The following is a 22,618-nucleotide window of genomic DNA, read 5'->3' on the forward strand; positions in this document are numbered from 1 at the left end:
TCGTGATCCCAAACCGTTCATATGGACGGCTAAAGCGTCCGACATCTTGGCGAAAGTCACACGCGCCCGCGCCAAGCTGAATAAGATGCAATCCGTTTGACGCACACCACTTCTATGATGAGAGTTGAGTCAAGGTTTTTCGCTAAATAGGTCCCTATTTTGGTCGGAGCGACGGGGGTCAAGGGTCGGGCGAAGCGAACCCTTTACGCCCGCCGTTGCTCCGACGGTATGCTATGCCGATGGCGGCTTGGCGCACATTGCGGCATGCCGCCATGAATGCCCGCCTGGCAGTCCTCGAGCGTGCGTGTCATGTTGCTATCAGTTTCAAGTTCCCGGTCATCTTTGCGTGAGGCGTGATCGCCATCACAAACTTCTATCCGCCGGATGTTTCCGGCATAGTCCTGCATGCGCGTAGCGCGTAGAAGACCGGAATGCGACAAGCCCCATCTAGTAGTGTCGGTTGCGGAGCAACCAGTGGTGTGCACGGGCCTGTCTGCTCTTAACTGTGCTGCGTAATGAATGAAGCTATGTCACCGATAGTTGAACTGCCTGTTTCTATCGTCCGATTCTTGCGTTCTTCAGTACCGCGCCTTCGGGTATGACCCCGTGCTCAAGGTAGCGCCACAGTGCAATGGCGAGCCGCCGCGCGACCGCAACGATGGCGATACGTTTGGCTCGTTTGTTCTGCGCATTGCCCAAGGTACGCTGCGTGAACCACCGTGCGATCGCACTGTCGGGCTGAAAGCGTAGCCAGAGCCATGCCATTTCGATCAGCAAGCAGCGCACTCGTCGGTTGCCCTGCTTACTGATTCCCTGGTCAACCCTGCTCTGGCCGCTGTCGTAGGGTTGAGGCACCAGACCGACACAGGAGCCCACTTGGTGCCGGTTGTCAAAGTTTCGCCAAAATAGCTCGAGTACCAGTCGGGTAGCGCCGACCGGACCGACGGCCTTGAGTCGTTCGAGGTCGGCGATGCGTTTCTGTACGGGTTGCGGCAATTATTTGATCAATTCTTTTTCGAGCTCAGCAAACTGCTGCTCAGCCAAGGCCAGGCGCTGGCACTCCCTGGTTAGTCGCGCATGCAGTTCTGGCGGCAACGGTGCGCCGTCGTGGCGGCGAAACTCTCCCATCGCGAGACGCGTTGTGACGTCGCCATTTACGTCCTGCCAGCAGCCGACCGTGCGCAACAATTTGCGTATCCGGTCACGGTGCTGCATCGTTTCCTTTTGTAGCTCGCCCCGGTCCCGTACAAGATGGCGTTGCGCTTCGGCTTCGATGCTTGGCACCCGTATCACATGCATGCGGTCGTATTCCCCGCGCAACCAGGCACGCAGGCACATCAGCAGCCGGATCACGTCGAGCCGGTCGGTTTTGGCACGCCTCGCGTGCCGCTCCACGGGGATGCTGGCCGGGTCGCAGATCAGGGGCTCATAGCCGAGCTTCGCCAGGGCCCGCGCTATCCAGAAACCGTCTTGCCCTGCTTCGTACAGTACGACCGTGCGGACATGAGGCGCAAGGCCCCATCTTGACTTGATCTTCTCGATCTGCTGCACCGCCTGCTCCAGGCGACATGCCGCAGAATTAGCCGATACCGTGTGGATTGCAGGCTTTTCGCGTTTGCCATCATGCAGGCCGATCTTCCAGGATCCGCTGGATAGCTCCAGTGCTACAGCCAAAACTTCGCCCACCGGCGTAAAATTTTCGATACGGGCCGGTTGCATGATGTGGTCCTCATGAGAAACAAGGCGCGTGCCTGGCTGAAACCCGGCAACATGGGCATAACGATGACCCGCTTAATAACCACAAGTCATCGTTTCTCCGCCCACGCCGGGGCCAGTAAAGGCCTTGAAATGCTCTTGAGAAACAAGGCGCGTGCCTGGCTGAAACCCGACAACATGGGCATAACGATGACCCGCTTAATAACCACAAGTCATCGTTTCTCCGCCCACGCCGGGGCCGGAAGGGCCTTGAAATGCTCCAAAGTAACTTACTTGCACCTTCACTTTAGGACCACTCTGCGAATTTGCCGGCCCGTCCTCATACATAGGATCTAGCGCATGCCGGGTTCGGCCAGCCATCGGCCCAGATCCTGATCGTCGATACCACCAGCGTTCGGATCGGTTCGTCCGGTCTCAAAGCGTACTCAGGGCACAAACATCACCGGTGCGCCAAGGTTCAGGTAGTGGCTACTGCCAACGGCGCCATTGTGGACGTTAGCGACAGCTATCCTGGCTCGGTGCATGACAAGCGGATCTGGGACACGGAGGCACCAAGGTTTGCACTCGGCGATGTGGTGGTCCTGGGCGATAAGGCGTACGCCGGAGGTCATGGGGAAGGCGTCACACTCTTTCGGCCGACCAAGCGCAATGAATCCGCCTACCACTCGGACAAGCACGCCGCAAAAGAGCGCAATCGCCAGATCTCCAGGGTACGGGTTCGCATTGAACATGTGTTCGCCCGGCTGAAATGCTGGCGGGTCATAGCCGGCATCTTCCCCTACCATTGGTCGAAGCTAGGGGTTGTCGTGAAGGCGTTGGCCGTGCTTCATAATCTCGCGCGGGAAATATGAGACTGCCTTTACATATTCCCGAAGGCCCCGGGCTTGGATTGCAAATCGACGAAGAAAAGCTCGCATTCTACCGTCGCGACCAGAACGCCTATGCAGCCGCCGCTCGCTGGACAACGAAGCAGACGTGGAATGGCGCCGCGCTCGTTATCACCGTCAGCCTTTGTCGTTGTTGATGCTCGACGTGGGCCACTTCAAGCAGTTCGACGTTCGCCCCGGACGACAAATTAGAGGTCTACGCCGCGCGGGCCAATTGTTCCTGATGGTGAACAGTGTTTCTATGGGGGCAAGCTACGCTTAGCTTCGGGCTGTCACATATGCGCCTTAATATCGCCGGGGCGTCAGGAGGTGACCTTGGCTGGTTGTCTAACCTGTACGTGGTCTGACAGTAAGAAACCAGTTCGTCAAACAGTCTCCCGATTTGATAATGAAAAAAGCTCTCCTCGCAGTGACAGCAGCCGCTGGCGCCATGTCCGGCGCAGCCTTTGCTCAATCGTCGTCCAACGTGACGCTCTATGGCATCGCTGATGCTGGCGTGAGTTTCCAAAGCCATGTCAACGGCGGCGCCAGCGGCAGTGGTTCGGTGGTCGGCGTCACCTCCGGCGGTCTCTCCGGCTCCCGCTGGGGCCTGCGCGGCACCGAGGACCTTGGCAACAACCTGAAGGGTATCTTCGTGCTGGAAAGCGGCTTCGACATCGATACCGGCAAGTCCGCCCAAGGCGGTCGCCTGTTCGGCCGCCAGGCCTATGTCGGCCTGCAAGGCGATTTGGGCGCAGTCACCCTGGGTCGCCAGCAGAACTCGCTCTATGATCTGTTTGGCGCCTACGATCCGATGGGCGTGGGCCCGCAGTACTCGTTGAACTCAGTCGACAACCAGTTCAACGGCCGCGCCGACAACGCCATCAAGTACACCGGCAAGTTCGGTGGCCTGACCGCAACCGGCTTCTACAGTTTTGGCCGCGACGTGAACAGCGGCTTGGGTGGCGAAGTGCCGGGGCACTTCAAGATCGGCACCAACTTTGGCGGGGGCCTGGCCTACGCGAACGGCCCGTTCTCCGTAGGCGCCGCCTATGACCAGTACCAAGGCAGCACGCTTGCCGCGGCCGACCTTACAGCCAAGCGCGCCGCGATCGGAGCCTCGTACGACTTCGGCCCCGCCAAGGCGTTTGCCGGTTACCGTTGGATGCGCGACGAAGTCACCACCGGTACTGCCCGCCACGACAACCTCTACTGGCTGGGTGCCCTGTACCGCTTCACGCCGGCCTTCACCCTGACCGGCGCGGCCTACTACACCGATGCCAGGACCGACAGCAAGGATTCGTGGATGTTCGTGCTGAACGCAGACTATGCGCTCTCCAAGCGCACCGACGCCTATCTGCTGCTTGGCTACGTGAACAACAAGGGCAACGCGACGTACGGCGTGACGGGCACAGCCAATACGCTGCCCGGCCAGAACCAGACCGGCGCCATGGTGGGCGTGCGTCACCGCTTCTAATCAGTTTCGACGTGAAAACTGGCACTTCCGTTTGGACGTGCCAATGACAGCTCATATCGACCTTGACTGCACTGGGTTAAGGACGTTTGGCCGGCAGTAATGTCGGCCATTTTTTCTATGCGCCCGGCAGGGCGCACCTACTTGGGGGTGGAAGTCCCCTCCACACCCGGCAAGGGGAAGTGTTAGCCAGAGGCAAGGGTTCCCTGGGCGACTGGGGGTCTGAAGGAAGCCCGAGGCAAAGCGCGGGCCTGACGAACAGGAAGCGGATGAGGCGCCGCAGTGGCTGCACCCCTTCACTTGGGGCACTGTGGGTACCTCTCTCATGGGAAGCGCTGTGCCACAAATCGTGGCTATGAAGGCGGGACGCCCTGCAAATTCTACGCTCAAAAGCTAGAGCTCGGCCTTCATGTTGCCGACGGCACCAGGAACGTGCAGTGAAAAACTCCGGAGAGACCTGTAGCTCTGCCGTCAACGCAGAAAGCCCGACCGGACCGAATCCAAAATGGGTGAAATAGCCTGTGGCGGTATCAGTTGCTTGGCGGCAGAGTCGATGCCGCGCGGTGGGCATCCGGCATTCAAAGACGTCTTGGCGCTTACAACCACAGGGCAAAAACCTATGGTTGGCGAGATGAGATCGAGCGCAAGTGCCGCAAGCCAAAGGCGCCGCATGCCGCGTCGGGCCTGAGTGGGATTGTCCATGCCGCTGGACAGTTTGTCGAGGATTGGCATCTTACAGCGTCCGGTCGGAGTGCATACATTACAGGTCAACGTGGCTGAGGCCATACGACCTGTGAGACATCATGAAAGCCCTTACGAAACAACGCTATTTCGCTACCTCCGTCCTTTGCGCCCTCGGTCTGACGCTAGCCGCTGCCTCCGGCGCGTACGCAGCCGAGTCGGCATCTGGGCTGGCCCGCCTGGATGGCAGCATCGGCCACGCCGGCAAATTTGATCCGTTCACTGATGGCGCGCGCGGCGTCCACGACCCGCGCAGCCCGTTCACCGACGGCGCGCACGGTGTCAACGCTCCCCGCGATGTCTTCATCGATGGCGCTCGCAGCGTCCAGGAAGCTCGCAGCGCCTTCAGCGACGGCGCCTGAGCCCGCTCTGGCATGACGGCCTGGCGGGGTTGCCAGGCCGGTTCCTTCAGAAGAGGCCGGGCTGAATCGCCGCAAATACCATTGCGTAGTTGAAGCTGACCGACCGGCTAGTCAACGGCCGACGCTGGCAACCGCGAGTGCGCGATCCACGAGATGGCGACCAAACGCTGGAAGCCCGGCCATCTGCCAGATGGATAGTGCAATAGCGAGATTGCATGACGTGTGACATCTGATCCCCCTCGCCGCCAGGCCTCCTGCAGTCCAATCCCTCCCCCGCAGCATAATCATGATCAGCTGGCCCAGCCCAAGAGACTGGATCTTCTCCATCAAGGCGTTTGTGGCCGCCAGGCTGGCGCTGACCGCGGGTCGTCGGCATCGATGACTGGGCGATCGCGCGCGGTCACCAGTACGGAACGATCATCGTCGACCTGGAGCGACGTGAGCCGATCGAAGTGTTCGCCGGCAGGGAAGGAACTGCGGTGGCCGCGTGGATGCGTGCGCACGATCGAGATCGTCGCCAGGGACCGGGCCGGGGCCTACTCCGAGGCCGTCGACATTGCGCTGCCGGCAGCCACGCAGGTCTCGGATCGCTGGCATCTACTGTGCAACTTGCGCGACAACGTCGAGAGACTGCTGTGCCGACTCGGACCGCAACTGCGCCAAGCCGCGCAGCAAGTCGAGGTCCGTGGCGCGACAGCCGGCAGCGGGAGCTGAGCCGCAACTCACTATGGTCATGGCAGCGTCTGAGCGATCAGCGACGCGCCTCGCGGGTGGAGCTGTACGAGCGGGTTATGGCGCTACACGCCCAGGGCGGCACGATGAAAGGAATCGGGCAAGAGCTCTCAATCGACCATCGAACCGTGCGCAACTTCATCACCGCGGGGGCGTTCCCCGAGCGCGCACCCAGGGCGCGGGGTCCGACGCCTTTAGATCCTTATCTCAGCGATATCGAGGAACGAATCGCGCAGGGCTGTCGCTTTCCTGAACTGATCTGGCGGGAACTCAAGCAGCGAGGATACACGGGCAGTCGCGCCGCCGTTCGGAATTGCGTGATTCGCCTCCTTTTTCCGCAGGGCAAGAAGCCTCTTTTCCAGGCACCCGTGCGCACGATGCCGTGCCCGTCGGCCCGGCGCGTGTTCGGATGGCTTATAGGATGGAGGAAGCTCGCGGTCGCGGAGCCCAGGAACGCGGACCACGAGCGCTTCGTGCAGGCGCTGTGCAGGATCGAACCCGTGGTGGGCGAGGTCCGCAGCCTCGCGCGGGAGTTTCTCGGGCTCATGCACCGGCGAAGTACGCGGCAGTTCGATCGATGGTTGAAGCGCCTGTCGCGCTGCGACGCTGCGGAAATGCGCAGGTTCGCGCAAAGCCTGCGCGCCGACTTACCGGCTGTGCGTGCGGCCTTCAAGCTGCCATGGAGCAATGGCCAGACCGAGGGCCACGTCAACCGGCTCAAGTTCCTCAAGCGCCAGATGTATGGCCGCGCGAACATCGAGCTTCTGCGGCTGCGGGTATTGAAGCCAAGCTGATAGACCTGCCTTGTTCTGCATGACACGCTAGTCCGGTCGCCATCGCAGGCGCGTGAGCTCGTACGGCTAGGACGAGCCTGGCGGGCTCGCCGACGTTTTCAACAAGCAGAAGAATGGTGGTAGTGAGGGGACGACGGCAAGGTCCTCCACGCGAGTTCGCCGTCGTCACACAAATTGCGGAAGACCCAACTTTCCTTTGTTCTACGGCTCGAGCACATCCGGAATCGCGACATCTCGAAAGTAGAACGCCTAATCCTTCAGCACATGGACCGGGCGACCACTTACTGGTCCAGAGCTCCACCGGAGCATGTAGACGGGCGTATCCCCCAACTTCGTTCCACTCTCAGAATTAGCGTTCCTCAACAGTAGTCGGCAAACACTATGCAAATACTGCATCATTTCGGCCTGTCAGGAACCAAGTGTGCAGCGCGCCTATCCCCTTTGCCTCGATTGAGCCGCGCTCTTCGAACTGGAACGACTCGCCCAGCAGGCGCCTGGTTGTATCGGTGACCTGCACCCGTCCGGCCACGCCGTGGGATTCCATCCGGCTCGCGGTGTTCACCGCCGCACCCCACAGGTCATAGATGAACTTGCGCTTGCCGATGACGCCGGCGACCACTGCCCCACTGTTGATCCCAATGCGCATCTGCAGGTTGAAGCCGGTGCGCCGGTTGAAGCGCATGATCGCGTCGCTCATGTCCAACGCCATATGCGCTGCCCGCACAGCGTGATCAGGCGTCGGCTCCGGTAGCCCCGCTGCTGCCATGTAGGCGTCGCCGATAGTCTTGATCTTCTCGAGGCCGCGATCTTCGGCAATGGTGTCGAATTCGGTGAAGATCTCATTGAGAATGGCAACCAGCTGCTCGGGACTCATGCCTGCTGAAAACCGTGTGAAGGCCACAATGTCAGCGAACAGGACCGTCACTTCTGGAAAGCTGTCGGCGATGAGTTCCGGAACGCCGCTCGCGATCAGGTCCGGACGCGCTTTCAGCCGTTCAGCGATCGGGTAGGGCAGCAGATTGAGCAGCAGCCGCTCCGACAATTTCTGCTCGGCCAGAATCCTGTCATAGAGGCTCTGGAGCTCGTCGCGCTGGCGGCGGATCAATTCCCAGCTTGCCTGCAGTTCTTCGTTCTTCCGCGCTAGCGCGGCCTCGGCGCGCTTCTTCTCCGTGATATTGCGGCCTTCCGGGAGCAGGAACACGACGTTCCCGTTCGAATCCCTGATCGGCAGGAGGGAGAAGTCGACAATGATCTTCTCCTCGCCCTCGGCTTGGCCGTAGTTTTCGAAGTCGCAACGGACAAATTCGCCCTGGCTTGCACGCTGGATCAGTTCCCGCAGCAACGCCTGGGTCTCCGGCGAGACCACCCACCAGCGGGCCTCCCAGAACGGCTTCCCCCGAATGTCGTCCATCCGAATGCCAATCGCCTCGAGCGCGGCACGGTTGATCTCGAGCATCGTGCCGTGCACATCCAGCAGGCCCACGAACTGGTACATCGCGTCCAGCATGATGCGCGCCAGCTTGTCCCGCTGGGTCTGGAAATCGTCGCTCGTGCAAAGCGTGACATCGCGCACCCGGAGCTGCCGGGAATCAGGGAACACGAGGCTAATGGAAGCCATGCTTCACCTCCTGGTGTCTCGTCGCAGCGCCACAGGGGCCGGCTCTGACGGCGATGCGGGCACAGCTCGCGTCCCATTGTGGCCGGCGCACGCCGAGCACGGGCCCATTCCATGAGAAGGCCGTGACCACCTTGAACCATAGCTTGTCGCCGCCAAACCGGTCCTTTGCATACGCCTCGTGCTGCCATTGGGGGAAGAAGCTGGTTCCCCTAGCACTCGTATAAGACACACTCGGGCCGATTGCAAGTACCTCGCCACGTCGGCCCCGGCTCCAGACGCCGGGCAGTTCCGGTACCACGGCGCTATTGAACTTGTCGTCCGTGACCTGCTTCAGATAATAGCCACTCAAGCCGACCGTCCACGGGCCGATATGCTTCCAATGGCGTAATCGATCGATGGCTATCAGCCCGGACTCGAGGCGGGCACGCGTAGCGGGCTGCCGGAGTCATCCTTGATCTTCAGCGGGGCAGCGACCATCACCGAGCCTTGCGGGGGAAGCTGGTCCAGGTTGGTCAGGCATTGAGCCCATAGCGGTTGTTGCCATGCATCAGGTAATGGCACGGGAAAGGCAGCTCCCAGCCATAGGCCTGGCCGGCATCGGTGCCGATTGCCTCGACGCCAAATCCGTGGACGTCGCGCTCTTCGATCATCCACTGGACAACTTTCTGATCGGGACCCAGCGTGTGCATGCCGTCTTCGCGCGCATTCAGGTACGCGTCGGCGCTGGCGCGCTTTGACCAGTCGGTACGCATCAGCACCCAGGAGCGGGGCGGGATTCGCCCATGCCGGGCTTCCCATGCCTTGACGACGTCGACAGTGAGCAGGAAATCCCGGTCCTCTGCGGCCTCCCGGGAGCAGTCGATGACGCAGGCGGTGGCGAAGAATTTATCGACCGAAATCGTATCGGTCGTATTGTCCGGCCGGTCCTTTGCTAATGGACGGGCGTGTCGAAATGGGTGCCGGTATGCTCGCCGCATGAGAAGTTGTTCCAGTACCAGCTCGGGCCGCGGTAGTCATAGCGGGAGATGGTCTCTTGCCGGAAGGGCCAGGTCTGGCCCAGCTCGGGCGGGTGCTAAATGGTCGGAAACTCCGGGCTCAGGGTCTGCGTCAGGTCTACCACGCGAATGCTGCCGGACAGCAGGTTCCCATCGGTCTCCTGGTATCGAGGCAACGCGTGGTGCAGTCATACAACCACGCCTTCTGCCGCATGTTTGGCCATAGCAGGGAGACTTTAGTGGGAGAATCGCTGGAATGTTTGTACCCATCTCGCGATGAGTTCCAGCACATTGGTGAGCGAGCACAGGTTGCGATGCGCAACAGCGGCTACTACTCTGATGAGCGCATCATGCGCAGAACTGATGGCAGCCTCTTCTGGTGCCACGTATCGGGCAGAGCGATCGATCGCCATGACCCTTTCGCGGTGGCGATATGGTCTTTCGAGGACATTTCGTTGGCCCGCCGGGTCACAAAGGACCTGACCTTGAGGGAGCGAGAAGTTGCGCAGTTCCTGGTAGCGGGGAAGAGCATCAAGCAGATCGCTCGCGATCTCAATATCAGCTTCCGTACCGTCGAGGCGCATCGTGCTCGCCTAATGCGCAAGTACGGCGTTGGAACCACCAGTGAACTGATCGCACATCTCATTGGTCGCCACTGACCCCCGGAAATTGCTCGGTTTATCGACCGACGGGCTGATGCCTTGGCAGGGCAGTGTCAGGCGAACGCCCTGCGGGCGCCCTCAGTCAAGGGTGATCTTGACCGCCTTGACGTTCCGCCTACCGGCACGAAGCCGAACTCCGTCAGCTTCTTCGCGACGTCGGAGCTGCGCGTGGCCGTGGCAATCTCCTTGGCCATGCGATCAATGATCGCCTGCGGGGTGCCTGCCACGAGCTCATTACAAAGCCCGGGAGGCCAGCTTCCTCCATGGTCGGGATGTTCGGCTCACCCGGCCAGCTTGTGCTCCGGCTTTAAAGCACCGCTCGAGATGTGAATGGCTTGCCTGTGGTGGTTCCATGGGGAGCAGCAGGCGCTGCGCTGGTGCAGGGCGGTACCGCCCCGAATCGATGATCTCGGTATGGCACGCTTTCCTCAGCCCAGCGCCTCCACCAGCTCCGGCACCACGGTGTTCAGGTCGCCCACCAGGCCGTAGTCGGCCACGGAGAAGATCAGGGCTTCGGCATCCTTGTTGATCGCGACGATTACCTTGGAGTCCTTCATGCCGGCCAGGTGCTGGATCGCGCCGGAGATACCGACAGCGATGTACAGCTGCGGCGCGACGATCTTGCCGGTCTGGCCGACCTGGTAGTCGTTCGGCACGAAGCCGGCGTCCACGGCAGCGCGCGAGGCGCCCAGAGCTGCACCCAGCTTGTCGGCCAGCGGCGTCAGCACCTTGGTGTAGTTCTCACCCGAGCCCACGCCACGGCCACCGGAAACGATGATCTTGGCTGCGGTCAGTTCCGGACGGTCGCTCTTGGCCACTTCACGCGAAACAAACTGCGAAATGCCCTGGTCGGCCACAGCTGGCAGGTTCTCGACAGCAGCCGAGCCGCCTCCAGCGGCAGCAGCGTCGAACGCCGTGCCGCGCACGGTGATGACCTTGATCTTGTCGGCCGACTTCACGGTGGCAATGGCGTTGCCGGCGTAGATCGGGCGCTCGAAGGTATCCGGGGCGTCGACCTTGGAAATTTCCGAGATCTGGGCCACGTCCAGCTTGGCAGCCACGCGCGGCAGGATGTTCTTGCCGTACGGGGTGGCCGGGGCCAGGATGTGGCTGTAGTCGTTGGCTGCATTGGTCACCAGCGCCAGCGCCTGCTCGGCCACGTTCTCGGCCAGGCCGTCGCCGAAGTAGGCAGCGTCAGCCAGCAGGACCTTGCTCACGCCGGCGATCTTCGCGGCAGCAGCAGCGGCTGCAGCTGCGTTCGAACCAGCCACCAGCACGTGCACGTCGCCGCCGCACTGGGCTGCGGCGGTCACGGTGTTCAGCGTGGCGGCCTTGATGGATTGATTGTCGTGTTCAGCAATGACGAGTGCAGTCATGTTATTTCTCCCCCGCGCTCAGATAACCTTGGCTTCGTTCTTCAGCTTCTGCACCAGCGTCGCGACGTCCGGCACCATCACACCCGCGCTGCGCTTGGCAGGCTCGACCACCTTCAGGGTCGACAGGCGCGGCTTGACGTCGACGCCGAGGTCTTCCGGCTTGACGGTATCGAGCTGCTTCTTCTTGGCCTTCATGATGTTCGGCAGCGTCACGTAGCGCGGCTCGTTCAGGCGCAGGTCGGTCGTGACCACAGCCGGCAGCTTGAGCGACAGCGTTTCCAGGCCGCCATCGACTTCACGCGTCACCGAAGCCTTGCCATCAGCCACCACCACCTTCGAGGCGAAGGTCGCTTGCGGCAGGCCGGCCAGCGCGGCCACCATCTGGCCGGTCTGGTTCGAGTCGTCGTCGATGGCCTGCTTGCCCAGGATCACCAGTTGCGGCTGCTCCTTGTCGATCAGCGCCTTCAGCAGCTTGGCCACGGCCAGCGGTTGCAGTTCTTCGTTCGATTCCACCAGGATGCCGCGGTCGGCACCGATGGCCATCGCGGTGCGCAGGGTTTCCTGGCACTGCGTGACACCGCACGATACGGCGATCACTTCGGTGGCAACGCCGGCTTCCTTCAGGCGCACGGCCTCTTCCACGGCGATTTCGTCGAAGGGGTTCATGCTCATCTTGACGTTGGCCAGATCCACGCCGGTGCCGTCCGCCTTGACGCGGACCTTGACGTTGTAATCCACCACCCGCTTGACTGCGACGAGTACTTTCATTGTTGCTCTCCTGTCAGGTGCCCAGGGGCAGCGGCCGTGCCCCCCAATGTCTGTTTAGCTGAATGCTGCAATGCCGGTGATGGCCCGCCCCAGTATCAGTGCGTGAATATCGTGGGTACCTTCATAGGTATTGACGACCTCCAGATTGACCAGATGCCGTGCCACGCCGAATTCGTCGCTGATACCGTTGCCCCCCATCATGTCACGCGCGGTACGGGCAATCTCCAGCGCCTTGCCGCAACTGTTGCGTTTCATGATGCTGGTGATCTCGACTGCCGCCGTACCTTCGTCTTTCATCCAACCCAGCCGCAGACAACCTTGCAGTCCCAGGGAGATCTCGGCCAGCATGTCTGCCAGCTTCTTCTGGATCAGTTGATTGGCCGCGAGCGGTCGACCGAACTGTTGGCGATCAAGCACGTACTGGCGCGCGCGCTGATAGCAATCCTCCGCGGCGCCAAGCGCTCCCCACGCGATGCCATAGCGGGCGCTGTTGAGGCAGGTGAAGGGGCCCTTGAGGCCACGCACTTCCGGGAAGGCGTTTTCCTCGGGACAGAAGACTTCGTCCATCACGATCTCGCCGGTAATGCTGGCGCGCAGGCCGACCTTGCCGTGGATCGCAGGCGCCGACAGGCCCTTCGCGCCCTTCTCCAGCACGAAGCCGCGGATCACGTCGGCTTCGTCCTTGGCCCAGACGACGAACACGTCGGCAATCGGGCTGTTGGTGATCCACATCTTGGTGCCACTGAGGCTGTAGCTTCCGGGCACTTTGCGCGCGCGTGTGACCATTCTGCCGGGGGTCGGAGCCGTGATTGGGCTCGGTCAGCCCGAAGCAGCCGACCCACTCGCCGGAGGCAAGCTTCGGCAGGTACTTCTGCTTGGTGGCCTCATTGCCAAAGGCATGGATCGGCACCATGACCAGCGAAGATTGCACACTCATCATCGACCGATAGCCAGAATCCACGCGCTCGACTTCGCGGGCGATCAGGCCGTAGCTGACATAGTTCAGACCCGTACCTCCGTAGGTTTCAGGGATCGTCGGGCCCAACAGGCCCAGCGCTCCCATTTCGCGGAAGATGCCGGCATCGGTCCTCTCGTGGCGGAATGCTTCCTGGACGCGCGGTAGTAGCTGCTCCTGGCAGTACGCCTGGGCCGCGTCACGAACAGCGCGCTCATCGGCGCTGGGCTGGGTGTCCAGTAACAGCGGGTCATCCCAGCGGAAGGCCTGGTGCGTGGCGTTCGCGTGCATTTGAGTCTCCTGTTCGAAGTTTGGTTAGCCGTTATACGAATCACATCCCGGCATAGTTCGGACCGCCGCCGCCTTCCGGCGTGACCCACACGATATTCTGCATCGGGTCCTTGATGTCGCAGGTCTTGCAGTGCACGCAGTTCTGCGCGTTGATCTGCAGGCGTTCCTTGCCTTCCTCGTTCTGCACGAACTCATACACGCCGGCCGGGCAGTAGCGGCTTTCGGGGCCGGCGTACTTTTCCCAGTTGATATTAACCGGCACGCTCGCGTCCTTCAGCGTCAGGTGGGCGGGCTGGTTTTCTTCGTGGTTGGTGTTGCTGATGAAGACCGAGCTGAGGCGGTCGAACGTCAGCTTGCCGTCCGGCTTCGGATACACGATCTTCTCGCACTCGGCGGCCGGCTTCAGGTACACGTGGTCCGGCTTCACGCGATGGATGGTCCAGGGCGGGTTGCGGATGCCCAGCTTGGGCAGCAGCCATTGCTCGATGCCGGTCATCAGCGTGGCGGTGGTGCGGCCCTTCTTGAACCACTGCTTGAAGTTCTTGGCCTGCAGCAACTCCTTGTACAGCCAGCTCTGCTCAAACGCGGCCGGGTAGGCGGTCAGCTCGTCGTGCTGGCGGCCGGCCTGCAGCGCGTCGTAGGCGGCCTCGGCGGCCAGCATCCCTCGGCATCCGTGCCATTCCACTGCGGCCGCTTCAGGTAGCCGCCGAAGTTGGAGCAGGAGCGCACGACCAGCCTTCCCACTTGCCCCACAGGCACCGGCTTGCCGTCAGCTTCAATGACTTTGAGTTCCACACCAGGCAACGGGCACCCGTCGGTGGTAAAGGCAAGCCGGTCATCGTCGTCGAGCTGGATCAGCGTGACGGCGCCGTTCTCTGTCATGCCCCAGGCCGACACGATCTTGCTGCCCAGTACCCGACGCGCCTGCTCAACTAGCGTGCCGGGGATGGGGGCGCCTGCGCACAGGAAGGTCCGCAGGCTCGGCACCGCATTGCCGCTTTCCTCGACATTCTTCGTGAGGTCCGTCAGGAAGGGTGTCGAGGCCATGGTGAAAGTGACACCTTCGGCGCGAATGACTTCAATGGCTTTCTTCGGCTCCCAGACGTCTTGCAGGACCACACCGGCGCGCAGCATGACCGGCATCATCAGGCCGTACATGAATCCGGTCTGGTGCGCCATTGGCGACGCCATCAGGACGACGTCGTCCTGGCATAGATTCAGGCGATCGGCGTACGGCAGGATGTTGGCCATCAAGGTGTTGGCCGAGTGCATCACGCCCTTGGGCTCGCCGGTCGTGCCAGAGGTGTAGATCAGCTGCGTGATGTCGTCGGGGCCCGGCCGGTGGCTTGTCAGGATGGCTTTGGCGTCTGCCTCCCGCTCCCACTCGGGAATCGTGAGCAACGTTTCGAAGTCATCGGCACCGTCGCCGCCCACGACGATGATGCGCCGCAGTGATGGCAAGCCCGATTGCAGGGATCGAGCCATGGTCTCGTGATCGAAGCCTCGGAATACCTTCGGCACGACCAGGACTTTCGCCTCCGAATGCTTGAGCATGAACGACAGCTCGCGCTCGCGGAAGATGTGCATGAGCGGATTGAGCACCGCACCGATGCGCGAGCAGGCCAGGTAGAGCAAGGTGAACTGCCACCAGTTTGGCAACTGCATCGCCACTACGTCGTTGCGCTCAACGCCAAGGCGGGCCAGTCCCACGGCGATCCGATCGGCCAGCACCGCCAGTTCACGATAGGTGAAGCGCCGTACTTCACCGGTCTCCACCCGCAGCGCAGTCAGGGCGAGCTTGTCCGGGCAGGTAGCCACGCAAGCGTCCAGGTCGCCGTTGATCGTGCGGTCATGCCAGTAGTCCTTGGCGATGCTCTCTGCGCGGCGCGGTGGCAGCAGCACGGCGTCGAATTCCATGGCGTCTCCTTTGTCGTTATGGGAAGGCGTACGGGTCAGGCGGGTACCGCGTTGCGGCCGGCGCGCGTGCGCGCGATGATGGTCTTCATGATCTGGGCGGTGCCGTCACCGATCTGGAAGCCCAGCACATCGCGCAGGCGCTGTTCCATCGGTCCGCGGTCATAGCCACCGTGCCCATGCATCAGCAGGCATTGGTGCACGACGTCGTAAGCGAGTTTGGGCGCCCACCACTTGCACATGGCGGCCTCGGCGCTGTGCGGGGCGCCATGGTCCTTCAGCCACAGCGCTTGCAGGCACAGCAGGCGCGCAGCCTCGACCTGGGTATCAAAGTCGGCCAGCGGGTGCGACACTCCCTGGAAAGCAGACAGTGGCTTGCCGAATGCCTGGCGCTCGGCGACATAGGCCCAGGTCTCTTCGAGTGCCACCCGCGCGACGGCCAGGACCTGCAGCCCGATCAGCGCGCGCGAGAAGTCAAAACCCTGCATCACCTGGACAAAGCCCCTGTTCTCGTCGCCGAGCCTGTGATCCACCGGAACACGCACGTTCTCAAAGAAGATCGAGCCGCGGCCGATCGCGCGCTGTCCGTGACAGTCGAAACGATTGGTGGTGATCCCGGGGAGGTTCATCGGGACGAGCAGCGCCGTGACGCCGTGCGCCGCCGATTCGGGCGTGCCGGTGCGGCCGAAGACCACTGCGGCATCGGCCTGGTCGGCTGCGGAGATTGAGGTCTTCTCGCCATTGATCACGTACTCGTCGCCGACCCGCTCGACGCGCAGGCGCAAATTGGCGGCATCCGAGCCACCGCGCGGCTCGGTCAGCGCGATCGCGAGCAGCGCTTCGCCGCGGGTGAGGCGCGTGAGCCACGGGCCCACCACTTCGGGCTTGCCATGGTGCGCGAGGATCTGGCCGTTCAGGGAGGCCAGCAGGTTGATATAGGACAGGCTCAGGTCGGCCCGTGCCACCTCCTCGTGGATCACGCCCGCGGCAAGGCAGCCCAGGCCCTGGCCGCCATACTGCTCCGGCAGCTCGGGGGCGATGAAGCCCATCTCGCCCATTTCGCGCATCAGGGTGCGATCGAGCACGCGGGTCTGGTCGCGCTCCTGGTAGCCCGGCGCGATGCGATCGGTGGCGAAGCGCCGGGCGTGATCGCCGAGCGTCACGAGGTCGTCATTGAGATAGGGGTTCATTTGCTTGTCTCCTCGATGAGCGAGCCCGAGGGCGCACGTTCGCTGCGTGGCCCTCTGGCATAAGGGGAGGTGGGATCGACCGGTGTCCGCTGTTACTTCGCGTACTTCCGGAACTCGGGCTTGCGCTTTTCCTTGAGCGCTGCCACGCCTTCGCGGGACTCTTCGGTGTCGTAGTACAGCTTCAGCGCGTACATGCCCATGCCCGCAATGCCGCTCTGGTGTGCCGTGTCCATGTTGAAGCTACGCTTGGCGATGGCGAGGGCGGTCGGGCTGCGTTCGCAAAGCTCCTCACCCCACTTCTGCACTTCGGCGTCGAGCTGGTCGTGCGGCACGCACGCGTTGGCCAGCCCCATTGCCACGGCTTCCTGACCCGAATAGCGGCGGCACATGTACCAGATCTCACGGGCCTTCTTTTCGCCGACGACGCGTGCCAGGAATGCGGTGCCATAGCCGGGATCCACCGATCCCATCTTCGGGCCGACCTGGCCGAAGATGGCCTTTTCCGAGCAGATAGTCAGGTCGCAGATCGTGCACAGCACATTGCCGCCGCCGATGGCAAAACCCTGTACGCGCGCGATGACGGGCTTGGGCACGTTGCGGATAGCGTCGTGCAGTTCTTCCATCGGCAAGCCGATTGTGCCGCGGCCATCATAGTTGCCGTCGTGCGCCGACTGGTCGCCGCCGGTGCAGAAGGCGCGGTCGCCGGCGCCGGCCAGCACGATGGCCCCGACGCTCTTATCGTAGCCAGCCTTGTTCAGGGCCTTGATCAGTTCGTCGCAAGTCTGGCCGCGAAACGAGTTCATCTTGTCCGGCCGGTTGATGGTGATCCAGGCCACGCCGTTGCGGTTCTCGTACAGGATGTCTTCGAAATTCATTGCATGCTCCTCTGGTGTTTGGTGGTATCAGCCGTTCATCGTCAGGCCGCCGGAAACGCTCAGGACCTGGCCAGTCACATAGGCGGCGTCGTCGCTGGCGAAGAACAGCACCGCGCCAGGCAGGTCGTCCGGCTGGCCGATGCGGCCCAGCGGGATGGAACGCGTGAATGCCTCCATCAGTTTTTCCGGGTTGCCAGCGCCTTCCTTGTATTCAGCGAACAGCGCGGTGTCGGTCGGGCCGGGGCAGACCACATTCACGGTGATGCCGTGCCGCGCGTGCTCGCGCGCGATGGTCTTGGAGAAGGAAAGCAGCCCGCCCTTGCACGCTGCATACACTGCCTCCCCGGAGGAGCCGACCCGCGCCGCGTCGGACGCGATATTGATGATGCGCCCCGCCTTGCGCGCCGCCATACCGGGCAGTACCGCGTGGTGCATGTGCAGCGCGCCGGTCAGGTTGATGGCAATGAGCTTGTCCCACTGCGCCGGCTCGGTCTTGGTGAAGGGCTTGAAGACATCCCAGCCCGCGTTGTTGACCAGCACGTCGATCGGGCCCAGCTTGGACTCGGTCGCCGAGACGGCGGCCTCCACGCTGGCGCGGTCCGTGATGTCGCAAGGGATGGCCTCGGCGATCCCGCCGTCGGCCCGGATCGAGGCGGCCACCTTTTCAGCCGCATCGAGGTTCAGGTCAAATACCGCGACGCGCGCGCCTTCCCGGCCGAAGCGGCGGCACGTTGCCCCGCCGATACCGCCGCCGCCGCCAGTGACCACTACTGTCTTGCCTTCGAATCGTTGCATTGATGCCTCCTGTTGTCTGTCATGGCGCCGCGTGCTGATGTGCACTTCAGGGCTCACAACATAAGTAAATATGTTGACATATACTAGGCACAAGCGTTGCCGTTGGCAAGCCAAAATTTATGAGGTCAGCTATGAAATACCCTGAGGATATGGCTTCACCGAAGATAGAGCTCGCTAACAGGCTGTTCTTTCGACTCTATCAATGCGCAAACATGTTGCACAAAACGGGAAGTCGAGCCGTGGAAGAGGAAGGGCTAACCACGCAGCAGTGGGCGGTGCTGGGCGCTCTGTCGCGAAGGCAGGCACAGGGCGGCATGAGCATCGGTGATCTCGCTCGATACTTGATGGTGACCCGACAGAATTTGTCCGGGCTGATCAGCCGGATGGAGCGCGATGGGCATGTTTGCATTGCGCCAGACGCGCAAGACCGCCGCTCGCGAATCGTGACCATGACCGAGGGGGGCCGTCATGTGTGGCTGGTCCTTGCGCAACCCAAGATCCGTATGTATTACCAACAGCTCTTGGCAGACTTCTCAACCGATGATGTGACGCATGCGCTGCATTACCTGCTCAAGATTCTGGAGAATATGCGAAAGCTTGACGCGGAGTGGGTCGGTGCGGAAGACGATGACACTGACGCTGCTTAGAGGGGCCAGCGGGTTTCCCGCTAATTCTGTCTGTTACCTGCGGAACACATTTCCGTTGGCCGGCCTGGTGGTTCGTCCAAAGGGGAGGGCGCTGTTTGCGAGGGGGCAGCGGATCGGCAAGCTCGAACTCGCGAAATACGATTGAGGCAGGCCTTGCGCCGGGTGCTTTTCAGGAAGATCCGGTTCGGCACCTTGGGTTGCTCACGGGATCAGCCTGCCCCCATCCACAATCAGGTCGATCTCCGTGATCATGCGTGCGTCATCCGCGGCCAGGAAGGCTACGGCGGCGGCAACGTCCTCTGGTGCCACTCTCTGGTTGAGCGGGTTCTCATCTTGGCGTCCATAGCGGCTTGGCGGCCGCCGAACTGGAGCGTGAGCTTCTCGGCCACCCGGGGAGTCCAGACATAGCCAGGGTGCACGGCATTGACACGCACGTTGTAGCCGAAGCGCGCGGCGCTCAGCGCCGCCTGCTTGGTCGGCTCTGCAGCGTGCCCTTGCTGGAACCGTAGGCGCCGCCGTCCCGCGACCCGAGAGGCCCGCCATTCATGGGTCGATGAAACGCCTCCTAAAATTGATGTCTTCTGGCTGTGGCATTCAGTTCAGTTCTGGCGCGCGCACGCGTGAGTCGTGGAGGCGTGGGCTCGGAGCGGTCTCCTTGAGCGAGATCACGGCGATGAAGCCAATCGCGATGGCACCGAGGGCGAGGTACAGCACGTGCTCTATGCCATATTGCTTCGCCACATAGCCTGCCAGGGCAGGTGCGATTCCCCCGCCGAAGATCTCACCGATGCCAACCACCAAGCCGGATGCAGTCGCCATCAGCTTTGCCGGTACCGATTCCACGCTGATCGGGCCCACGGTGAGCGTGATCAGCGCGAAAATGAAAAACAGCGTCATGAAGAGACAGGCGAACAGCATCGGCGGGTTGGCATCGCACCGGGCAAGCAGCGCAAGAAAGAAGAAGGCGCCGGTCACCGAGAGAACCATCACCGGCTTGCGGCCGAGACGGTCTGATAGGGCGGGCATCAGCAAGGCGCCCAGCGCACCACCGAAGCCGATCGCCGAGAGAACGAAGCCCATCTGCTCGATGCCGAGATGGAGATATTCGGTGAGATAGCCAGGAAGCATGGCGCCCAGCACTACGAGATTCGTCAGCCAGCACAGCATGCCGACGATGCCGAGCGGGATGTTGCGGTAGCGGAACGCGTCGGTCCAGGAATGCGGCGACGCATCGTGGGTATCTGTATGCACCGCCGCGATCTTCGCGTCGCTGTCGCGCAGGTGGCGGTACATCAGCATGGCGACGAGAAGCCCGGGTGCGGCGAGCAGGGCGAAGATCCAGTGCCACGGCACCAGCTTCAGCATCTGGGTCACGAGGATCGGCGAAAGGCCCAGGCCGAGCAGCGGCATCATGGTCTGTTGGAGCCCGACGTTGAAGCCGTGGCGTGACGGGCGCGACGCGTCGATTGTCGCGACGATGCTTACGGGCGTGTAGGCGCCCTCCGCGAAGCCCATCAGCGCGCGGATCAGGATCAGGGTCCCCAAGCTTCCCGCAAAGCCGCTGGCACTGCATAGCAGCGAGAACACGAGCATGGCCGGAATCACGACCTTCCTGTGGCCGATCCGGTCGGAGAGGGTTCCCATGAAGATCGATGCAAAGCCCCAGGCGATGGCGAGCGCGCCGGTGATGTAGCCGAGGTCCTGGTAGTCGAAGCCGAGGTCCCTCATCATGATCGGGAAGAGCGGCATGATCATGAAGCGATCGATGCCCACCAGCCCGAAGCCGAGCGAGAGCAGGGCGACCGCCTTCCATTCGTAGGCGGTGTCCCAGCCGGTTGTCCTGTCGTTCCTCATGGGTTGTCTCCTGGAGTTGTGTTTTTCGGTCGGCGCCGGATTCAGCGGGGCGCGTCTGTCGGCGTGAGCAGGAAGTCGAAGGCCGAGCGCCAGATGGTCTCGCCGTCGTCGACGCGATCGAACGGGGCGATCAGCGTTTCCTTGACGCCGAACACCGTGTCGGACGCAAGGTACGGGTCATCCCCGACGAACGTGTGCGTCACCAGCTTCTCGAAGCCCGGCGCGGTCACGAGGAAATGCATGTGCGCGGGTCGGTAGGGGTGCCGGCCCAGGCGTTGCAGGAGCTGGCCGACCGGGCCGTCGTGCGGGATCGGATACGACACTGGCTTGATGCCGACGAAGCTGTAGCGACCATCCGGGCCCGTCGTAAAGATGCCCCGGTTGTTCCATTTCGGCTGGATGGCCGGCTGCTGCACGTCATAGAAGCCGTCGGCGTTGTCTGACCACACGTCGATGCGCGCTCTTTCGACGGGTTTGCCTTGCAGATCGAACACCTGTCCGTGGAACAGGCAGCTTTCGCCTTTGCCGTCGAGCGCGATGCATTCACCCATCGCCCGCTCTGGTGCCTCGGCCACGTGGAACGGACCGAAGACGGTGCTCTCGGTCGCACCCGGCGGGCGGCGGTTGTTGATGGCGTCTACCAGCATGGAGAAACCGAGGGCGTCGCTGAGCAGAATGAATTCCTGCCGTTCGTCGCCGCAGATCTGGCCCGTGCGGGTCAGGAAGTCGATGGCAAGCTCCCACTCCTGCTGGGTCAGGTGGATCTCCTTCGCGAAGGCGTGCAGATGCTCGACCAGGCAGGCCATTACCTCCCGCAGGCGAGGATTGACCGAAGGGCCCATGCGGGCGTTTACCGCCCGCGCGGACCGGGCTTCCGAGAAATATTTTGACATGATCGGTTCCTTTCTGATTGGAGGGGGCACCAGCTAGAGGGGGCGCGTCCCTTCCCAGGCGCGCTGCAGCAATTGGCGAATGGCCTGGCACTCGACCGGCCGCGGGTTCCAGTAGGGGTTCTTCACCGCGAGGTCGGCGGCCAGGTCCAGTTGCGATTCCTGAAGGCCCAGGCTCTTCAAGGACAATGAGGCCCCGAGCGCGCGCGCGAAGTCGTACAATCCGGCGCCGATGGGCCCGCCGAAGAGTTCGGAGAGGGGCCGCAGCGCTTCCGTTGCGGATCCGGCGTTGTAGGCGGCCGCATGCGGTAGGACAATGGCGTGCGTTTCGGCATGCGGCAGGTTGAAGCTGCCGCCGAGCGTGTGGCAAAGCTTGTGGTGCAGCGACATGCCCACCGTACCCAGTACGGTGCCGCACAGCCAGGTGCCGTAGAGCGCATCGCTACGCGCGGCGGCGTTGCGCGGTTCGGCGACGATCGCCGGCAAGGCGTCGCGCAGCGCTCGCACGCCTTCGACGGCCAGCATCGACGAAACGGGATTCCGGTCGCGGGCGTAGAGCGCCTCGACTGCATGGGCCATCGCGTTCAGGCCGCTCGATACGCTGGTGGCGACCGGCAGGGCCAACGTCAGGTCGGGGTCGTAGATGACCACCTCCGGTAGGATGCCCGGATGACGGACCGTGGTCTTGAGGCCGTCTTCGGTCTGGCCCAGGATGGGCGTCACCTCGGAGCCGGCATAGGTCGTCGGGATGACAATCTGCGGGGCGTCGTTACGGTAGGCAATGGCCTTGCTCAGGCCGATGGTCGAGCCGCCACCGAGCGCCACGATACAGTCGGCCCGCGCCGCGGCGTAGGCGGCCATGGCCTTGTCGGTGACGTCGACCGGCGTGTGCATGGTCGCCTCGGAGAAAACGCCGGCCGACAGGGGGCCAAGGCGTTCGGACAGTGCGAGCGCATCGGGCCTCTGGAACGGCGTGGAGAGCACCAGCGCACGCCTCGCGCCAAGCCGCGTGACTTCTTCGGCGACGCTCGCCAGGGTGCCCGGTCCGAACAGCACGCGGCCGGGGTTGATCGTGTAGGAAAACGGGACAGGCATCATTCCAC

Annotated in this window: 18 protein-coding genes and 6 pseudogenes; 7 read left to right on the forward strand and 17 right to left on the reverse strand. The window is 62.5% G+C overall.

The features are described from left to right. Nucleotides 1-555: 555 nt before the first annotated feature. A pseudogene (locus DN412_RS36065) lies at nucleotides 556-1,719 on the reverse strand (IS110 family RNA-guided transposase). Nucleotides 1,720-2,087: 368 nt separating this feature from the next. On the opposite strand from DN412_RS36065, the gene DN412_RS36070 reads away from it, so the two are divergent. The 3 genes from DN412_RS36070 to DN412_RS36080 all read left to right on the forward strand — a co-directional run bounded on the left by DN412_RS36070 (nucleotide 2,088) and on the right by DN412_RS36080 (nucleotide 4,059). Continuing rightward, nucleotides 2,088-2,567 (forward strand): HARBI1 family protein, encoded by a 480-nt coding sequence (locus DN412_RS36070; protein WP_341868099.1) that lies wholly within the window; start codon nucleotides 2,088-2,090, stop codon nucleotides 2,565-2,567. Between the two features lie 124 nt (nucleotides 2,568-2,691). Then, nucleotides 2,692-2,865, forward strand: coding sequence for a nucleotidyl cyclase domain-containing protein (locus DN412_RS45055; RefSeq protein ID WP_244222952.1), 174 nt, complete (start codon nucleotides 2,692-2,694; stop codon nucleotides 2,863-2,865). Between the two features lie 126 nt (nucleotides 2,866-2,991). Continuing rightward, nucleotides 2,992-4,059 (forward strand): porin, encoded by a 1,068-nt coding sequence (locus DN412_RS36080; protein WP_115215930.1) that lies wholly within the window; start codon nucleotides 2,992-2,994, stop codon nucleotides 4,057-4,059. A 468-nt stretch (nucleotides 4,060-4,527) separates the two neighbouring features. On the opposite strand, the gene DN412_RS43190 is transcribed toward DN412_RS36080, so the two are convergent. Then, the gene (locus DN412_RS43190) at nucleotides 4,528-4,788 is read right to left on the reverse strand and encodes a hypothetical protein (RefSeq protein WP_133303131.1); all 261 of its coding nucleotides are present in this window, start codon (nucleotides 4,786-4,788) and stop codon (nucleotides 4,528-4,530) included. A gap of 71 nt (nucleotides 4,789-4,859) precedes the next feature. Here DN412_RS43190 and DN412_RS36085 point away from each other — a divergent pair, with 71 nt between their 5' ends. Then, nucleotides 4,860-5,159, forward strand: a complete 300-nt coding sequence (locus tag DN412_RS36085; RefSeq protein ID WP_115215931.1) for a hypothetical protein — start codon at nucleotides 4,860-4,862, stop codon at nucleotides 5,157-5,159. Between the two features lie 359 nt (nucleotides 5,160-5,518). Then, nucleotides 5,519-6,685: pseudogene (locus tag DN412_RS46075) on the forward strand (ISL3 family transposase); the annotation flags it as partial. Nucleotides 6,686-7,064: 379 nt separating this feature from the next. Here DN412_RS46075 and DN412_RS36105 read toward each other — a convergent pair. The 3 genes and pseudogenes from DN412_RS36105 to DN412_RS36115 all read right to left on the reverse strand — a co-directional run bounded on the left by DN412_RS36105 (nucleotide 7,065) and on the right by DN412_RS36115 (nucleotide 9,474). Beyond that, nucleotides 7,065-8,303, reverse strand: coding sequence for an adenylate/guanylate cyclase domain-containing protein (locus DN412_RS36105; protein ID WP_115215933.1), 1,239 nt, complete (start codon nucleotides 8,301-8,303; stop codon nucleotides 7,065-7,067). After that, a complete protein-coding gene (locus DN412_RS36110; RefSeq protein WP_341868100.1) occupies nucleotides 8,290-8,709 on the reverse strand; it encodes a transporter in 420 nt (139 codons plus the stop codon). The genes DN412_RS36105 and DN412_RS36110 overlap by 14 nt, the downstream gene beginning before the upstream one ends. Further along, nucleotides 8,706-9,474, reverse strand: a pseudogene (locus DN412_RS36115) (cyclase family protein). Before DN412_RS36115 ends, DN412_RS36110 begins: the two are co-directional and overlap by 4 nt. 3 nt (nucleotides 9,475-9,477) lie before the next feature. Here DN412_RS36115 and DN412_RS36120 point away from each other — a divergent pair. Beyond that, nucleotides 9,478-9,957 carry a helix-turn-helix transcriptional regulator gene (locus DN412_RS36120; RefSeq protein ID WP_425267476.1) on the forward strand — a complete coding sequence of 160 codons (480 nt, stop codon included), beginning with the start codon at nucleotides 9,478-9,480 and terminating at the stop codon, nucleotides 9,955-9,957. Between the two features lie 431 nt (nucleotides 9,958-10,388). On the opposite strand, the gene DN412_RS36130 is transcribed toward DN412_RS36120, so the two are convergent. The 8 genes and pseudogenes from DN412_RS36130 to badH all read right to left on the reverse strand — a co-directional run bounded on the left by DN412_RS36130 (nucleotide 10,389) and on the right by badH (nucleotide 18,124). Then, entirely contained in the window at nucleotides 10,389-11,336 is a 948-nt protein-coding gene (locus DN412_RS36130; RefSeq protein ID WP_115215934.1) for an electron transfer flavoprotein subunit alpha/FixB family protein, read from the reverse strand. An 18-nt stretch (nucleotides 11,337-11,354) separates the two neighbouring features. Next, nucleotides 11,355-12,104: an electron transfer flavoprotein subunit beta/FixA family protein gene (locus DN412_RS36135; RefSeq protein WP_115215935.1), complete on the reverse strand. Its 750-nt coding sequence runs from the start codon at nucleotides 12,102-12,104 to the stop codon at nucleotides 11,355-11,357. Nucleotides 12,105-12,158: 54 nt separating this feature from the next. Next, nucleotides 12,159-13,350: pseudogene (locus DN412_RS36140) on the reverse strand (acyl-CoA dehydrogenase). 40 nt (nucleotides 13,351-13,390) lie between these two features. Continuing rightward, nucleotides 13,391-14,014 (reverse strand): annotated as a pseudogene (locus tag DN412_RS36145) (4Fe-4S dicluster domain-containing protein); the annotation flags it as partial. After that, nucleotides 14,011-15,267: pseudogene (locus DN412_RS36150) on the reverse strand (AMP-binding protein); the annotation flags it as partial. The pseudogenes DN412_RS36150 and DN412_RS36145, both read right to left, overlap by 4 nt. Before the next feature lie 35 nt (nucleotides 15,268-15,302). Next, nucleotides 15,303-16,454 carry a cyclohexanecarboxyl-CoA dehydrogenase gene (aliB, locus tag DN412_RS36155; protein ID WP_115215937.1) on the reverse strand — a complete coding sequence of 384 codons (1,152 nt, stop codon included), beginning with the start codon at nucleotides 16,452-16,454 and terminating at the stop codon, nucleotides 15,303-15,305. 92 nt (nucleotides 16,455-16,546) lie between these two features. Then, on the reverse strand, nucleotides 16,547-17,329 hold the full coding sequence (gene badI, locus DN412_RS36160; protein ID WP_115015669.1) for a 2-ketocyclohexanecarboxyl-CoA hydrolase: 783 nt from the start codon (nucleotides 17,327-17,329) through the stop codon (nucleotides 16,547-16,549). A 27-nt stretch (nucleotides 17,330-17,356) separates the two neighbouring features. Then, the gene (gene badH / locus DN412_RS36165) at nucleotides 17,357-18,124 is read right to left on the reverse strand and encodes a 2-hydroxycyclohexanecarboxyl-CoA dehydrogenase (protein ID WP_115215938.1); all 768 of its coding nucleotides are present in this window, start codon (nucleotides 18,122-18,124) and stop codon (nucleotides 17,357-17,359) included. A 131-nt stretch (nucleotides 18,125-18,255) separates the two neighbouring features. On the opposite strand from badH, the gene DN412_RS36170 reads away from it, so the two are divergent. Further along, nucleotides 18,256-18,771 carry a MarR family winged helix-turn-helix transcriptional regulator gene (locus DN412_RS36170; protein ID WP_115215939.1) on the forward strand — a complete coding sequence of 172 codons (516 nt, stop codon included), beginning with the start codon at nucleotides 18,256-18,258 and terminating at the stop codon, nucleotides 18,769-18,771. 201 nt (nucleotides 18,772-18,972) lie between these two features. On the opposite strand, the gene DN412_RS45745 is transcribed toward DN412_RS36170, so the two are convergent. The 4 genes from DN412_RS45745 to DN412_RS36190 all read right to left on the reverse strand — a co-directional run bounded on the left by DN412_RS45745 (nucleotide 18,973) and on the right by DN412_RS36190 (nucleotide 22,613). Next, entirely contained in the window at nucleotides 18,973-19,314 is a 342-nt protein-coding gene (locus DN412_RS45745; protein WP_208647728.1) for an SDR family oxidoreductase, read from the reverse strand. A gap of 51 nt (nucleotides 19,315-19,365) precedes the next feature. After that, nucleotides 19,366-20,625: an MFS transporter gene (locus tag DN412_RS36180; protein WP_115215940.1), complete on the reverse strand. Its 1,260-nt coding sequence runs from the start codon at nucleotides 20,623-20,625 to the stop codon at nucleotides 19,366-19,368. Nucleotides 20,626-20,666: 41 nt separating this feature from the next. Next, entirely contained in the window at nucleotides 20,667-21,467 is an 801-nt protein-coding gene (locus tag DN412_RS36185) for an intradiol ring-cleavage dioxygenase (RefSeq protein WP_244222957.1), read from the reverse strand. Between the two features lie 84 nt (nucleotides 21,468-21,551). Continuing rightward, nucleotides 21,552-22,613 (reverse strand): maleylacetate reductase, encoded by a 1,062-nt coding sequence (locus DN412_RS36190; RefSeq protein ID WP_341868097.1) that lies wholly within the window; start codon nucleotides 22,611-22,613, stop codon nucleotides 21,552-21,554. Nucleotides 22,614-22,618 lie beyond the last annotated feature (5 nt).

It is taken from the genome of Cupriavidus lacunae, assembly GCF_003353055.1.
GTDB lineage: Bacteria > Pseudomonadota > Gammaproteobacteria > Burkholderiales > Burkholderiaceae > Cupriavidus > Cupriavidus lacunae.